This is a genomic window from Paenibacillus monticola (assembly GCF_009664975.1).
In the GTDB taxonomy this organism is placed as follows: Bacteria; Bacillota; Bacilli; order Paenibacillales; family Paenibacillaceae; genus Paenibacillus_AQ; species Paenibacillus_AQ monticola.
Genome location: NZ_WJXB01000001.1, coordinates 1,034,438 through 1,049,662 on the forward strand (window position 1 = coordinate 1,034,438; position 15,225 = coordinate 1,049,662).

The window sequence follows — 15,225 nt, forward strand, 5'->3', positions numbered from 1 at the left end:
AAAGGATGACAACGAAAATACAGAATCTCATCTCACAAATGACACTCGAAGAGAAAGCTGGGCTCTGCTCAGGACTGGACTTCTGGAATACTAAAGGCATTGAGCGGTTGGGAATCCCGGCTTTAATGGTGACGGATGGACCGCATGGCTTACGTAAGCAAAAAGAAAGCGCCGACCACCTTGGCCTCCACAATAGTGTGGCAGCGACTTGTTTTCCTTCGGCGGCTGGGTTGGCCTCCTCTTGGAACCGCGAATTAATCGGACGTGTTGGGGAAGCGCTAGGCAAGGAATGTCAGGCGGAGAATGTTGCCGTTCTGCTCGGCCCGGGCACGAATATTAAACGCTCTCCACTGAACGGGCGGAATTTTGAATATTTTTCGGAGGACCCTTATCTCTCCTCGGAGATGGGTGCGAATCATATCAAGGGCGTGCAGAGCCAAGGCGTTGGCACATCTTTGAAGCATTTTGCCGCTAATAATCAGGAGCATCGCAGAATGTCCATCGATGCTGTAATTGATGAGCGCACCCTGCGCGAGATTTATCTGGCCAGCTTTGAAGGCGCCGTTAAGCAAAGTCAGCCTTGGAGCGTAATGTGCTCCTATAATCGGGTGAATGGGGAATATGCTTCTGAAAGTGAGTATTTGCTGACACGGATTCTTCGAGACGAGTGGGGCTTTGAGGGTTTGGTTGTCTCCGATTGGGGGGCGGTGAACGAGCGGGTTAAGGCATTGCAGGCCGGATTAGAGCTGGAAATGCCATCGAGCGGAGGCATCGGTGATGCCAAAATTGTAGCCGCCGTGAATAGTGGTGAGCTGTCAGTAGAAACGTTGAATTTGGCGGTAGAGCGGCTGCTGACATTTATTTATAAGGCGGTGGATAATCAACAGGAGAACGCTACGTTTAATATAGACGATCACCATCAGCTGGCGCGGGAAGTGGCGCGGGAGAGCATGGTACTGCTGCGTAATGAGGACGGGATTCTGCCGCTCTCCAAGCAGGGCACTGTTGCCATTATCGGCGAGTTCGCCAAGAAGCCGCGTTATCAGGGCGGAGGCAGCTCGCATGTGAATCCGACCCGCCTGGATGAAGCTTTTGCCGAAATACAGGCCATTACCGGAGATGCTGTAGAACTGCTCTATGCTCAAGGCTATGAGCTGGATTCTAAGGAGATTAACGAGGTGTTGCTGCAAGAGGCGCGCGAAACCGCGGCCCAAGGGAAAGTAGCGGTGTTGTTCCTCGGACTTCCAGATAGCTATGAATCAGAGGGTTATGACCGTAGTCATCTATCGCTTCCAGAGAGTCATCAGGCGCTAATTGCAGCGGTAGCCGAAGTCCAGCGTAATATCGTAGTCGTACTCAGTAACGGGTCGCCGGTGGAGATGCCGTGGATCACCCATACCAAGGGAATTCTTGAAGGATACCTCGGCGGTCAGGCCTTTGGTGGTGCGATTGCCGACTTGCTCTTTGGAGAAGTTAGCCCCAGCGGCAAACTGGCGGAGACCTTTCCGCAGAAGCTGAGCGACAATCCGTCTTTTCTGAATTTCCCTGGCGAAGGCGACAAGGTGGAGTATAAAGAAGGTCTGTTTGTCGGCTACCGTTATTATGATAAAAAAGAAATCACACCGCTATACCCATTCGGCTTCGGACTTAGCTACACGGAGTTTCAATATAGCGATTTGTTGCTTTCCGCAAGCCAAATGAATGATGCCGAGACCGTACAGGTCACTGTTACTGTCAAGAATACTGGCAGCCGTCCGGGCAAAGAAATTGTTCAGCTGTACGTAAACGATGTCGAGAGCAGTGCGATTCGCCCGCTGCAGGAGCTGAAGGGCTTCCAGAAGCTGGAGCTTCAGCCAGGGGAAGAGCAAACAGTAACTTTTGAGCTGAACAAACGCTCCTTCGCGTATTACAATGTCCATCTCAGTGATTGGCATGTGGAGAGCGGAGCCTTTACGATAAGCATCGGCTCCTCTTCACGGGATATTCGCCTGTATACTTCTATTGAAGTAGAATCAACTACGCGCATTGCACCGGTTAGTTTCCATCGCAATACGACCGTCGGCGATCTGCTGGTGAACCCACTTACTGCAGACAGAGCGAAGAAGTACAGCGGTATCTTTGGCTTGGAGGACGCCATGGACGATAACCCGGATATGTTCGAGGCGATGATGAAGTATATGCCACTCCGAGCGATGATCGGGTTCGGTCTGGGCAAATATACCGAAGAGAATTTGGCAGAGGATCTTCGGGAATTAAACGCACTGGTGGCTGAGCAGTAATCCATAACCAGCGCATTTACACAAAAGGCAGCAGCCCAAATGATGGGCTGCTGCCTATATTTATCCTGCATTAAGGAACTAAGATGAGTAGCTTCTGCTCAGGTATGTAGTGGAAGCTAGTACAATTCCCTATGTATTCTGCAAGAATAGCTTTGGTACGGATATCGTGAAGCAGTACATGACCTGTGGAGAATTTCTGGGTAAGCGCATAGCTGCTGTTTGCGAAGCGTAGGGTTCGCTCCATATAGGTTGTAAACAGTCGTTGTCCGTTGCTGGTATCATACAGATCATGGGTGGAATCCGTTTTCTTTAACCCGAGTACTTCGGGGTATTCAATAAACACCTTCTCGAATCTGTTCCTAAGATTGATTTCTGTGCGCTGTTTAGTATCCACATCGTATAATACAACCTCAGAGCAGTGATCAGGGAAACAATGTTTATAGGCACCGACAATCCCAGGATCCGAAAGGCTTAACCCGATAAAACCGTTCAGCGGATCAGTGTGCGTAATAATGTAGGATTCGTCGATAGGCTGTTGGGTATGTACCAAGTCAATAAAAGTGTTGAACTCTATAACGGCTAAGCTCTGATAAGCTATGTCACTGCTAGTGTTGGATGTTCTGATAGCAAGGTGAGGGCCGCGATTAGGGCTTACAACTTCGATTGAATCCATATATATCAGAGAATCATTGTCGCCTAATCGGTCTGGAATGATAGTTTGGGTCTGTTGTTCAATATCAATGAGCAGATGGTGAGCGTAGCGTGACCCTGCTCCTCTGGCCGGGTAAGGCAGTTGCGGAATTCCCACAACTAGATAACGGTCGCTGATTCCGAACATTTGGATGGCCCAGAGTCCTGATTTCACATCACCAGCAAGAATATCCTCCAACTGCAGGTTATATACTTTTCGCTCGCTCATGTCACGGCAATCCAACTGATGAATGCTAACCTCGGCTAACTGATTAACCCAGGTGATGTAGGCAAAATAAATACTGTTCTGCGCTGATGTTTTACTCTCCAAATATACCTGTGGTTCATAAGCAAAATATTCAGTCGTTTCGTTCAGGTAATCATACTTGAGAATACCCGCCTGAAATCCCGACTCAAAGCTAAAATCTTCATCATAATTCCGACTTACCGTAAACACAGCATATTGATTATCCAAAGTGATTCCTGAATATAGAACATATTGATTTTCGTATCCGGTAATATATTTGATGTTATGCATGCTGAACACCTTTCTGGAGATCTTGTATTAGACTTCTTCTATTATACCTTATAGCCTTTCATTAAATGTCCAGGTTAAAAAAGTGCAAGTCAACACGGCAGTTTTGTCCAATTTAATAGGCTATCCTATAAGATATAATGAAAGCGCAATCAAATATGATTATATCTGTTTTCTCTTGAGAATTCCCACTATTTAAGCAAAATTATTCTTATCTTACCAGATTAATGGACACACTACTGACGATATAGGAGGTTGCGGGATATGCATAAGCATGAGTTACAATGGTTTTCCAGCACAGAAGATTTACCTTGGGTGGAGGAACTAATAGATCAGATATCGCTATTACCACACACAGCCGACGGAGCAAGAGTCAATCTAACCGTCACCTCGGAAACATTTCAGATTTTGGAAGGCTTCGGGGGCTGCTTTAACGAGTTGGGTTTCACAGCACTTGCCCATTTGTCGGATCAGGATAGAGAAACGGTAATGCATGCTTTGTTCCATCCAGAGGGCGAGCAGCGGTTCAGCATTTGTAGACTTCCGATCGGTGCTAGTGATTATGCACTGGATTGGTACAGTCTGAATGAGCAGGATGGGGACTATGCGATGGAGCATTTCTCAATTGAACGTGACCAGCTAATGCTGATTCCCTATATAAAAGAGGCTCTGGCGCTAAATCCAGACTTGAAGTTATTCGCATCTCCTTGGAGTCCGCCAACATGGATGAAATTTCCAAAGTCTTATAACTACGGTACGCTGCGCTGGGAACCGGAAATTCTGGAAGCTTACGCTTTATATTTCGTCAAATTCGTTGAGGCTTACCGCGCAGAGGGGATTACGATTCATCAGGTGCATGTACAGAATGAGGTAGTCGCAGATCAGAAGTTCCCTTCCTGCGTATGGACTGGAGAGCAACTGCGTGTATTTATCCGCGATTACTTAGGACCGGCGTTTGTGCAGCATAATCTGGATACGGAGATTTGGCTTGGTACCATCAATGCTCCGGAGCCATGGGATGAATGGCTGAAGAAAAAATCCACGGATTATGATGCCTTCGCCAGCGTAGTACTTAGTGATCCCGAGGCGTACAAGTACGTAAAAGGCGTCGGTTACCAATGGGCTGGCAAACATGCGATCCAGCGCACTGTGCAGAGTTATCCAGAGCTGCGATATATGCAGACTGAAAATGAATGCGGCGACGGGGAAAATACCTGGTTCTATGCCAAATATATCTTTAACTTATATCAGCATTATTTCATGAATGGTGTGAATGCTTATATTTATTGGAATATGCTGTTGGAGCCCCGAGGACGGAGCACTTGGGGCTGGGAGCAAAACTCGATGCTGACTATAGATCCTGCAGTGGGACAAGCCGTAAGGAATCCAGAGTATTATGTGATGAAGCATTTCTCACGATTCACGAGTCCGGGTGCAGTAAGAGTTGGACTCAAGGGACCATGGAGCGGCAATGCAGTAGCCTTTAAAGGAACGGATGGTCGTATAACTCTAGTGATCTCCAATCCGTTTGACGAGCAGCGGACGCTGAACTTGAATAGTAATTCTTCCTTGCACTCCTTTGTACTTGCACCACAATCCTTTCACACGATTGTCCTGAACTAAAGGAATTAGGAGCTTAAGGTTCACTGCAATTCTATGGCATAATCCAAAGGCTAACGTCCTGTTTCGCAGGGTGTTAGCTTTTTGAAATATTAGAGAAGCTAAACGTTTACGGAAAGGTGGAAGCCACAATGTTTGCTAAATGGGTTGTAAAGCTAACGGAGCCTTTCCGGCGCAGCATCCGCAATAAACTTATTCTTACAATGGTAATTCTGGCTGCAGTGCCGATTGTAACCATTACGGCATTAGCCGCCGAGAATAATCGCAGATCGATGGAGGCTGAAGTTATTAGTACGAATCTATCCAACATGAAATGGACAGGGGTTTATCTTGGCGATCAATTCGCCCAGCTGAACAATCTGATTTATACCGTTCTGATCAGTCCCCATCTAAGTGATTACCTGGCTAATGCCGAGGAAGCTAGCTTGTCCAGTCAGTTCGCCGCCCAGAAAAATATTATTGATACCTTGATGAATCTGTTCTACTCGGCGGGCAATCATGTGATCGGGGTGGAGCTGTATTTGAAGGAGTACAATAAGCTATTCACTATCAATGCTTCCCAAAGCGATATTGAATCACCTGTCAGTATTCCGACACCCTACAAAATGCTGTTCGAGCAAGATAAGGATTTCATGATCCAAGTGGACAGCAGTGATAACAGCAAGTTCCAACTGATCCGCAGCATCAATCGGTTTGAGAATCAGGAGAAGCTGGGGGGGATTTCTCTGGAGATCCGCTGGGGAGTGCTGGACCAGACTTTAGATCTGTTGGGACGCGGTGACGAGCACACGGTGCTTATAGTTGGACCTACTGGAGAGATTCTGTACCAGCCCTGGGGCCAAGCTCCAACGCTGGAAATACTGCAGCAGGTAGCTGATACCGACACCGGAGAGGGTTATTTCCGAAGTGACAGTGAATATGTGTTCTATAACACCATTGATCCGGTGGGCCTCAAGCTGATCACGATTATACCGAACAGCTTTATTAATCAGAGTTCACTCGCCACCATGAAATTTGGTCTCATCGTCGGCATGTTTACGGTGATTGTAGCTACATTAGTAGCTATTATTCTGGCGTGGCGGCTAGCGACCCCTATCGTTAGTCTGGCCCGTTCCATTCAAGGCTTTGGGCTCATGAAAGAGCGTGAGGTCCAGATTAGCAACCGCGTTGATGAAATTGGCTTTCTGGAGACGAAGCTGTATCAGATGTCTCATAGGATCAGAGAGCATATTAAGACAGAATATATGATTAGTCTGGAGAAAAAGAGTGCGGAGCTCAAAGCGCTGCAAGCGCAGATTAACCCGCATTTTCTGCAAAACACGCTGCAAATGATAGGCAGCATGCTCTTCAAGAGCAATCCGGCGGAAAGCTACGAGGTGATCAGATCACTTAGCGATATGTTCCGCTACATTATACGAGAGCCAGACGCGTTGGCTCCGCTGCATGCTGAGCTGAATCATCTGAACAATTACATGCAGATCCAGAAGCAGCGCTTCTCGTCCCGGCTAACCTATACCATTCAAGTCGATGAGAAGGCGCTAAAGAGCGTTATCCCGAAGCTGACGCTGCAGCCTGTCGTCGAGAATGCATTTGTTCACGGTCTGGAGCTGCAGGCAGGGCCATGGGAGCTGGAGGTCAATGTTATCACAGATGCTAATGAGGTAATCATCAGCATTCGTGATAATGGAATCGGGCTGGAGAACAGCAAGCTTGCAGAGCTGCGCGGACGGCTGAACCTGACGGAAGGCTTATGGACACACGGAGACCGGATCGGGCTGCAGAATGTTGCTTCCCGGCTGCATATGCACTTTGGCGGTCGCTATGGAATCAGCGTAGACAGCCAGCGTAGGCAGGGAACTATAGTAGTAATGACCATTCCGCTTGAGAGGAACAGTGATATCAATGATTAAAGTGCTCCTAGTAGACGATGAAAGCTGGAATCGTGATATCGTAAGGACGTTTGGGGCTTGGGAGAATCTTGGTATGGAGATTGCTGGCGAAGCAGAAGATGGAATAGAAGCATTGAAGCTTACCCAGCTGTTGTCGCCACAGATTGTCATTACGGATATGCGGATGCCCGGTGCGGATGGCGTCCAACTGATGAATAATCTCCATGACCTCTATCCTGAGGTGAAGGTAGTGGTAGTGAGTGGATACGATGATTTCAAATATGCGCAGAACGCCTTGCGCTATGGAGCTGTAGATTATTTACTGAAGCCGATAGATCCCAAGGAGCTGAATGCGGTTCTGCAAAAGTGCAGGAAGGAGCTGGAGTCTGTCTCCCGGGAGTCAGGAACGCTAGCCCTTGATATGGATGTTTCGTTTTCCTTATCTTCATATAAACAGCTGCTGCGGGTTCATTTCAATGAATTGAATTCGGAGGGTATGATCAGCGTGCTGCAGGGGATGGGCAGGGAGCTGCAACAGAGTGGAATTACGAAGTTCGAGGTCCTTCAGCAGATCACTCGAGAAATGCTGCTGCTCCTAATGGAACTTATGAAGTGTAATGCCCTTGAGGATGAATCCATGACCTTCGAAGTGAATCGCGAAGTCTTATCGTCCTGCGAGAATACTATAGCTTTCCTCATGAAGCAATATAGTGAAAGCCTGGAGCAGCTGATCCGCCAGCGCAAGTTCAAGAATAGACTGAATCTCGAAGAGGTCAGGCAATATATTGACAACCATTTTGCAGAGGCCGTTACTTTGGAGGCCTTAGCCAGAGTTTTTTTTGTCAGCAAAGAATATTTGAGCAAGATCTTCAAGCTGGAATATGGCCGCAACGTGACGGACTATATACTGCACCTGCGGATGGAGAGAGCGAAGCAGTGGCTAGCCGAGGATAGCATACCCATCAAGTCTGTGGCCGAAATGAGCGGGTACGAGGATGTGGCCTATTTCTATAGAGTATTTAAGAAGCATTATGGTATTGCACCTGGCGAAATGAGAAAGAATGGGCAGGTTTAAAAATGTCCAATCCAGGAGGGTAATTCCGTCCAATTAAACGCTTTCATAATAAAGATACAATGAAAGCGTAAACAAAATAGAGGCATTGGGAGGTCTTACTAGATGAAAAGAATGACAACAAGTATACTTTGCACATTTCTAGCAGCAACACTTCTGGCAGGCTGTGGCAGCAACAACAATACAGGCAACGCAGGTTCTGGAGAGGGTGACAAAGCAGTTACAGAAAAGGCCAAAAGCGTTACCCTCAAGATGTTCATTGCACAGCCGCGCTTCAAGGAACATTATGACAAATATATCGCTGATTTCGTAGCCAAGGAAAAAGCTGATAAAAATATTGATGTAACTGTTCAACTGGAAATGCCGACAGCCGACAACGCTTCGCAAATTCTGAAGACACGGCTGGCTTCCAATGATGCACCTGATATATTCGCCATTCACGCGGTCAACGAGATTCCTTCATATTATAAAGCCGGATATCTAGAAGATCTGACCAGCCAGCCTTTTGCCGCTAAGCTGCTGGATAGTGTGAAACCATCCGTGACTACAACCGATGGCAAAGTCGTAGCTCTCCCGCTGGAAACCTTAACATGGGGTTATCTGTACAATAAAACTATATTTTCGGAGAATGGCTTGACACCTCCAACAACCTTGACGGAAATGAAAGCTGTTGTAGAGAAACTTAAAGCAAATAAGATTACCCCTTTTGTACTTTCGTATAAAGAATCTTGGATTCCTCAGCTTGTTCTGCCGCTGGCAGTGGGTGGAATGATGAACACGAAGGATCCTGAATTTGTTAATAAAATGAACAAGGATGCAGCCTCCTTTACGGAAATGAAATCGGCCATCTTCGATGTGTTTGATCTGATCAACAGCAACGGTACCGAAAAAGCAACCGAGGTGGGCGGCGATGATGGCGCAGCAGTTTTTGCCGCAGGTAAGGGGGCGATGTGGCTGATGGGACCATGGTACGCAGAGACGATTCTGAAATCAAATCCGGATCTCGATTTTGGTGTAGCACCTCTGCCGATTAATGATGATCCGAACGCTACCTTGATCAATCTCAGTGCTTCTACTTCTTTAGCTGTATCGCCTACAAGTAAGAACAAGGATGTAGCGCTAGATTTCCTGAATTATGTGCTGGATGACGAAGCATCTAACGCCTTCTTCCAATCCTTGAAGTTTAATCCGGTAGCAACCATTCACACGTATGAAAGTTACCCTTGGATTAATGATGCTATGACTTATGTGAAAGCTGGCAAGTCTGTTCAAGATCCGGCCATGCCGCAAGCGGTTAAAGATGAGGTGGGCAAAGGTCTGCAGGCTTATTATGCGGGGCAATTGTCTCAGGATGAGGTATTGAAGGCGCTTGATAAGGCTTGGAAATCTTTTAACAAAGTAAATAAATAAGAAATGTACTATTCGGGATGGAAGGTGAGGGTTAAATCCTTCTTCCTCCATCCCGATTGCTTTATAGACATACGGATAAGGGGAGAATACCATGCCGGTTAAGAGCTACAAGAAGTATATTTCATTGCTTGCTTTCGTAGGGCCTGCATTTATATTTTATGCAATATTTCTATTAATTCCAACAGTTGCGGGTATGTATTACAGCTTTACAGACTGGAACGGACTGAACCCGAACTATTCTTTTAATGGTCTCGCCAATTTTATCGAAGCACTGCGTGAAGACCCGGACTTTGTGAATTCATTGTTGTTTACACTTAAATATGTCCTATTTATGGTTGTGCTGCAAAATGTACTCGCCCTAATGTTAGCAGTATTTATTGAATCTAAAACAAGAACCAAGGGCTTCTTTCGCACGATCTTCTTTATGCCTAATATGATCAGTACTATTATAAGTGCCTTTATGTGGACCTTCGTATTCTCTCAGGTATTGCCGCAAATCGCTGAGAAGACCGTTATGAAATTCCTCGATCAATTATGGATTGGAGATCCGAAATATTCCTTCTATTCGATTATTATCGTATCGCTGTGGAATGGTGTCGGCTATATGATGATTATATATTTGGCAGCCCTGCAGGGCGTACCGCAAAGTTTGAAGGAAGCGGCGCATATTGATGGTGCAACCCCATTTCAGGCGTTCCGTAATGTAACGATGCCGATGATTACGCATGCGATTACGATTTGTTTCTTTCTTACCCTCAATGGTGCCTTTAAAGTGTACGAGGTTGTCTACGGTCTCACTGGCGGTGGTCCCGGACGCAGTACACAGGTGATAACGATGAACATTTATGAAGAAGCGTTCTCCAACAACTTTCGCTACGGTTATGCAAGTGCTAAATCCGTCATTCTGTTCGTCATTATCTTAATCTTTACCTTCATTCAGATCAGAGTCATGAAGAAAAAAGAGGTGGAAGCATGAGACAGAAAAAAGCAACGGATGTATTCATTACGCTGTTCCTCTGTATAGGCGCTATCATTTCATTTTTTCCAATCTATCTGGCCATTATTAATTCGGTGAAGACGCAGGGAGAGATGTTCTCTTCTTTTGTAGCTTTGCCCACCAAGCTGCATTTTGAGAACTACAGCCAGGCTTTTGATAAAATCAATCTTTTGAATAGCACACTCAATTCTGCTATTGTTTCTGTGATCGGTATAGGTGGAATCGTATTTTGTGCGGCTTTGGCTGGCTACAAGCTGTCACGAACTAGCGGCAGGCTGAGCAACATGATCTTCTTCCTGTTTATCGCTTCGATGCTGGTCCCTTTTCATTCCATTATGATTCCGCTGACCCGGATGGCCAAAAACCTGCATGTCAGCGGCAGCACCTATGGTCTGGCCATTATCTATGTCGGCCTTGGCGTAAATATGGCAATCTTTCTTTACCATGGATTTGTGAAGTCCATTCCCCGGGAGCTGGAAGAAGCCGCCCGGATCGATGGCTGCGGTGAATTTCAGACTTTTTTTCGTATTATCTTTCCGCTCTTGCTGCCAATCACAGTAACGATTGCGATTCTCGATTTTTTGTGGATTTGGAATGACTTTCTACTGCCTTTACTTATGCTAACCGATTCAACAAAATATACGCTGATTCTGTCCACAAACACATTGTTTGGCGAATACAACAAGGAATGGTCGTTGATACTGGCGGCGCTTGTCTTGACTGCACTTCCGGTTATCGTCATCTATGCGTTCTTTCAAAAATTCATTATGCAGGGGATCGCGGAAGGTGCAATTAAAGGCTAATCAGAGAGGAGTCTAAAAGGATGAGTAAACTACGATATGGTGTTGCCTATTACGATGAATATATGCCTTATGAGCGGCTCGCTGAAGATATCGCCATGATGAAGGATGCGGGCATTAACGTAGTCCGTATTGCGGAGTCCACCTGGAGTACCTATGAGCCGCAAAATGGCGTATTCGACTTTACATCGGTAGATCGAGTACTGGATGCTATGCACGCAGCCGGAATTGCAGTTATTGTCGGGACACCTACTTACGCCGTTCCGACTTGGCTGGTGAAGGAGCATCCGGATGTGCTTGCAGTTACGGCCAAGGGTCTTGGACGTTATGGTGCCCGCCAGATTATGGACATCACGAATCCGGTCTATCTGTTTCATGCGGAGCGGATTATCCGTAAGCTGATTGGCCGGGTAAGCAAGCATCCTGCGGTCATCGGCTATCAGACAGATAACGAGACCAAGCATTACGATACTGCAGGTGATAATGTACAGCTGCAGTTCGTCAAATATATGCGTGAGAAATTCGGCACGCTGGGGAATATCAATGAGCGTTTCGGGCTTGATTATTGGAGCAACCGGATCAACAGCTGGGAAGACTTCCCTTCGGTGGTAGGCACCATTAATGGTAGTCTTGGGGCGGAGTTCGCCAAGTTTCAGCGAGGGTTAGTTAATCATTTTCTGGCTTGGCAAGTGGCACTGGTGAATGAGTATAAGCAGCCAGGACAATTTGTTACGCAGAATTTCGACTTTGAGTGGCGGGGATATTCGTATGGTGTGCAGCCCGCTGTGGATCATTTTGCTGCTGCGGAGCCTTTCGATATTGTCGGTGTGGATATTTATCACCCGTCGCAGCATGAACTGACTGGAACGGAGATTTCATTTGGTGGCGATATGGCACGGTCACTGAAACGCGGCAATTATCTTGTTCTGGAGACACAGGCGCAAGCCTTTCCCCAATGGACACCTTTCCCGGGACAATTAAGGCAACAAGCCTTCAGCCATCTCGCCTCAGGTGCGAATATGGTAGCTTATTGGCATTGGCACTCTATCCACAATTCGTTCGAAACCTATTGGAAAGGTCTGCTGAGTCATGACTTCAAGCCTAATCCGGTATACAACGAGGCCATGACGATTGGCAGGGATTTCCAAGCTTTAAGTCAGCAGCTAGTCGATTTGCGCAAGGATAACAGGGTTGCAGTGATGGTCAGCAACGAAGCATTGACGGCGATGGAATGGTTCAAGCTGCCTGACGGCAAGACGTATAACGATGTAGTGCGCTGGCTGTATGATGAATTGTACCGGATGAATGTCGAATGTGATTTTATTCAGCCCTCATTTAAAGAGCTCAATCAATACAGCTTGATCGTAGTTCCGGCGCTTTATGCCGTGGAGGATGTACATTTGGAGCACCTGAATGAATATGTTCGCCTAGGCGGGCATGTTGTATATTCCTTCAAAAGCGGTTTTACCGACGAGAACGTCAAGGTTCGGAGCACTCAGCAGCCGGGGATCATTAGCGAAGCCTGCGGGATAGGCTACAGCCTGTTCGTTACCCCTCATGAGGTGCACTTGAAGAGCGGGAGTATGGATCTGGGGACAGAGGGTGAAAAAATAGAAATTTGGATGGAGTTGCTTACTCCTACCACGGCTGAGGTACTGATCAGTTATGATCATCCGCATTGGGGCGAATACGCCGCTGTGACTCGCAACCGTTATGGTCAGGGTACAGCAACTTATATGGGATGTATGACAAGCCCGGCTGTAGCCGGAAGTGTACTGAAAGAAGCTGTGCAAGAGGCTGGATTATGGGGCAGCAATCAGGAGCTTGCTTATCCGATAATCGTAAAATCTGGTTACAACAGTGATAATAAGGCAGTGCATTATTATTTCAATTACTCGGATACGCCTGCTTCCGTGGTGTATACACATGGCGAAGGTATGGAGCTCTTATCGGATTGTGCAGTGAAGCAGGCTGATCCTCTTGACCTTGATCCTTGGGGAGTATTGATTGTGCTGGAGGGTTGATTTGTTGACCCGAATTTGCTAACATGTGATGTAACTTAATAGTTGTTTTGTTTTCTAGGGTTCCGCAGCTGCTAAATAGGCTGGCTGGTCCGAGGGAAAACGCATGAATCTGTGAATGTGCAGGCTCGTGTCTACACGGAGGGATAAAAGCCCGGGAGGAATCGTCATACATGACGATCACCTTCCGGGCTTATTTGTATTTAGGGGGAGATGGAAGTGAAGAGGAATTCGGGTTGGGCAAAGGTCGTTGGCGCTGCGGTGCTGGAGGTGCTTTGGGTTATAGGGCTGAAGCATGCAGACACACCGTGGGAGTGGTTTATTACAGTAATAGCGATTGCGGCCAGCTTCAGTGTGATGATCTCCGCAAGCAAGACACTGCCAGTTGGCACGGTATATTCTGTATTTGCAGGACTGGGATCTGCCGGAACGGTACTGGCAGATATCCTGTTCTTTGGTGAACCGTTCAAGCTTATGAAGCTGATGTTGGTGCTTCTGCTGCTGACCGGCGTGATAGGCTTAAAAATGGTAACCCATGACAACACAGTTAAGGAGGTGTCTTAAATGGCTTGGTTATTTCTTGTCATAGCCGGACTCTTCGAAATGTATGGGGTGTCGATGATTAGCCAACTGCATAAGAATCGCAGCTGGCAGGGTGTTGTTAAACTTTTTCTTGGTTTTGGAGGGAGCTTCTTTCTACTGTCACTAGCCATGAAGAACCTGCCAATGGGGACAGCCTATGCGGTGTGGACGGGAATCGGCGCCTCCGGCGGAGCATTCTTGGGCATGCTGCTGCATGGAGAAGCACGAGACCTGCGGCGGATAGCTTGTATCATCTTGATTCTGGGTGCGGCAGTAGGTCTTAAGGTAATCGCCTAAGATAATTTAAATATTTGGACACTTATCCATGTTTTTGAAATGCTTAACGTGGTAAGTATAATAAGTAAACAACTGATCTCTAAGGGGACTTTAAATATGAATAGGGAAATTTCTAACCGGCTGCTGCTTTCGGATGGGGCTTCTGTGCCCAGAATTGGGCAAGGAACGTGGTTTATGGGTGATAAGGAGGCCCAAAGGGCAGAAGAGATTGCGGCCTTGAGACTGGGCGTGGAGCTGGGTCTGGATCTGATAGACACGGCTGAAATGTATGGAGATGGGCGATCGGAGGAGTTGGTTGGAGAAGCTATAGAAGGCATCAGGGATAAAGTGTTTCTTGTATCGAAGGTGTATCCGCATCATGCTGGGAACGAGCATCTTGCCCGCAGTTGCGAAGAAAGTCTGAGCCGACTGAAGACCGATCATCTGGATCTTTACCTGCTTCACTGGCGGGGGAATATTCCGCTTGAGGAAACTGTAGAAGGTATGGAGAAGCTGGTGGCTGCAGGCAAAATAGCCAGATGGGGCGTATCCAATCTCGACATGGGGGATATGAAGGAACTATTGCATATAGCTGAGGGAACTCATTGTGTTACGAACCAGGTACTCTACCATTTGGGCTCCAGAGGAATTGAGCATGAGCTGCTACCTTGGTTAAGAGGCCACAAGATCCCGGTAATGGCTTACTCTCCCTTGGCGCAAGCCGGCTCACTACGTAAAGGACTGCTTGAGAGTGAGGCTGTGCAGGAAATTGCCTTTGCTCACGGAGTTACACCTCTACAAGTGTTGTTGGCTTGGTCGATCCGTGATGGGGATATTATCGCCATTCCCAAAGCGGGCACGGTGGAGCATGTTGCCGAGAATGCGGCTGCCGGGTTGATTACCTTCACTAAAGATGATTTGTGGAAACTGGAGGATGCTTTTCCAAGACCATCCTGGAAGGTTCCGCTGGATATGATTTGAGGGTTTCACAATTATATATGGTGTTGAGATAACCGTCTGGGAAATTGCCGGACGGTTATTTCTTGTTTTTTTT

The 15,225-nt window shown here is 47.0% G+C and carries 12 protein-coding genes and 1 riboswitch; of the genes, 11 read left to right on the forward strand and 1 reads right to left on the reverse strand.

Features of this window, described 5'->3' with window-relative positions:
- Positions 1-5: 5 nt before the first annotated feature.
- Entirely contained in the window at positions 6-2,279 is a 2,274-nt protein-coding gene (locus tag GJB61_RS04325; protein WP_154117198.1) for a glycoside hydrolase family 3 C-terminal domain-containing protein, read from the forward strand.
- Between the two features lie 70 nt (positions 2,280-2,349).
- On the opposite strand, the gene GJB61_RS04330 is transcribed toward GJB61_RS04325, so the two are convergent.
- The gene (locus tag GJB61_RS04330; RefSeq protein ID WP_154117199.1) at positions 2,350-3,507 is read right to left on the reverse strand and encodes a hypothetical protein; all 1,158 of its coding nucleotides are present in this window, start codon (positions 3,505-3,507) and stop codon (positions 2,350-2,352) included.
- 261 nt (positions 3,508-3,768) lie between these two features.
- Here GJB61_RS04330 and GJB61_RS04335 point away from each other — a divergent pair, with 261 nt between their 5' ends.
- From GJB61_RS04335 to GJB61_RS04380, 10 genes are all read left to right on the forward strand, one after another.
- Positions 3,769-5,127: a glycoside hydrolase family 30 protein gene (locus GJB61_RS04335; protein ID WP_154117200.1), complete on the forward strand. Its 1,359-nt coding sequence runs from the start codon at positions 3,769-3,771 to the stop codon at positions 5,125-5,127.
- A gap of 128 nt (positions 5,128-5,255) precedes the next feature.
- Complete coding sequence (locus GJB61_RS04340) at positions 5,256-7,034, forward strand: sensor histidine kinase (protein WP_154117201.1); 1,779 nt, start codon at positions 5,256-5,258, stop codon at positions 7,032-7,034.
- Complete coding sequence (locus GJB61_RS04345; protein WP_154117202.1) at positions 7,027-8,088, forward strand: response regulator transcription factor; 1,062 nt, start codon at positions 7,027-7,029, stop codon at positions 8,086-8,088. Before GJB61_RS04340 ends, GJB61_RS04345 begins: the two co-directional genes overlap by 8 nt.
- A 102-nt stretch (positions 8,089-8,190) precedes the next feature.
- On the forward strand, positions 8,191-9,495 hold the full coding sequence (locus GJB61_RS04350; RefSeq protein WP_154117203.1) for an ABC transporter substrate-binding protein: 1,305 nt from the start codon (positions 8,191-8,193) through the stop codon (positions 9,493-9,495).
- 91 nt (positions 9,496-9,586) lie between these two features.
- A complete protein-coding gene (locus GJB61_RS04355) occupies positions 9,587-10,471 on the forward strand; it encodes a carbohydrate ABC transporter permease (RefSeq protein WP_154117204.1) in 885 nt (294 codons plus the stop codon).
- Positions 10,468-11,295, forward strand: a complete 828-nt coding sequence (locus tag GJB61_RS04360) for a carbohydrate ABC transporter permease (RefSeq protein ID WP_154117205.1) — start codon at positions 10,468-10,470, stop codon at positions 11,293-11,295. The genes GJB61_RS04355 and GJB61_RS04360 overlap by 4 nt, the downstream gene beginning before the upstream one ends.
- A gap of 20 nt (positions 11,296-11,315) precedes the next feature.
- Entirely contained in the window at positions 11,316-13,316 is a 2,001-nt protein-coding gene (locus GJB61_RS04365) for a beta-galactosidase (RefSeq protein WP_154117206.1), read from the forward strand.
- Positions 13,317-13,359: 43 nt separating this feature from the next.
- Positions 13,360-13,476: riboswitch (guanidine-I (ykkC/yxkD leader) on the forward strand.
- Positions 13,477-13,526: 50 nt separating this feature from the next.
- Positions 13,527-13,877 carry a DMT family transporter gene (locus GJB61_RS04370; protein ID WP_154117207.1) on the forward strand — a complete coding sequence of 117 codons (351 nt, stop codon included), beginning with the start codon at positions 13,527-13,529 and terminating at the stop codon, positions 13,875-13,877.
- The gene (locus GJB61_RS04375) at positions 13,878-14,192 is read left to right on the forward strand and encodes a DMT family transporter (RefSeq protein WP_154117208.1); all 315 of its coding nucleotides are present in this window, start codon (positions 13,878-13,880) and stop codon (positions 14,190-14,192) included.
- A gap of 96 nt (positions 14,193-14,288) precedes the next feature.
- Positions 14,289-15,152 (forward strand): aldo/keto reductase, encoded by an 864-nt coding sequence (locus GJB61_RS04380; protein WP_154117209.1) that lies wholly within the window; start codon positions 14,289-14,291, stop codon positions 15,150-15,152.
- Positions 15,153-15,225: the final 73 nt, after the last annotated feature.

Excerpts from the sequence above, each read along its gene's own strand:
- GJB61_RS04325 (WP_154117198.1), top strand. The coding sequence starts at position 6 with ATGACAACGAAAATACAGAATCTCATCTCACAAATGACACTCGAAGAG.
- GJB61_RS04330 (WP_154117199.1), bottom strand. The coding sequence starts at position 3,507 with ATGCATAACATCAAATATATTACCGGATACGAAAATCAATATGTTCTA.
- GJB61_RS04335 (WP_154117200.1), top strand. The coding sequence starts at position 3,769 with ATGCATAAGCATGAGTTACAATGGTTTTCCAGCACAGAAGATTTACCT.
- GJB61_RS04340 (WP_154117201.1), top strand. The coding sequence starts at position 5,256 with ATGTTTGCTAAATGGGTTGTAAAGCTAACGGAGCCTTTCCGGCGCAGC.
- GJB61_RS04345 (WP_154117202.1), top strand. The coding sequence starts at position 7,027 with ATGATTAAAGTGCTCCTAGTAGACGATGAAAGCTGGAATCGTGATATC.
- GJB61_RS04350 (WP_154117203.1), top strand. The coding sequence starts at position 8,191 with ATGAAAAGAATGACAACAAGTATACTTTGCACATTTCTAGCAGCAACA.
- GJB61_RS04355 (WP_154117204.1), top strand. The coding sequence starts at position 9,587 with ATGCCGGTTAAGAGCTACAAGAAGTATATTTCATTGCTTGCTTTCGTA.
- GJB61_RS04360 (WP_154117205.1), top strand. The coding sequence starts at position 10,468 with ATGAGACAGAAAAAAGCAACGGATGTATTCATTACGCTGTTCCTCTGT.
- GJB61_RS04365 (WP_154117206.1), top strand. The coding sequence starts at position 11,316 with ATGAGTAAACTACGATATGGTGTTGCCTATTACGATGAATATATGCCT.
- GJB61_RS04370 (WP_154117207.1), top strand. The coding sequence starts at position 13,527 with ATGGAAGTGAAGAGGAATTCGGGTTGGGCAAAGGTCGTTGGCGCTGCG.
- GJB61_RS04375 (WP_154117208.1), top strand. The coding sequence starts at position 13,878 with ATGGCTTGGTTATTTCTTGTCATAGCCGGACTCTTCGAAATGTATGGG.
- GJB61_RS04380 (WP_154117209.1), top strand. The coding sequence starts at position 14,289 with ATGAATAGGGAAATTTCTAACCGGCTGCTGCTTTCGGATGGGGCTTCT.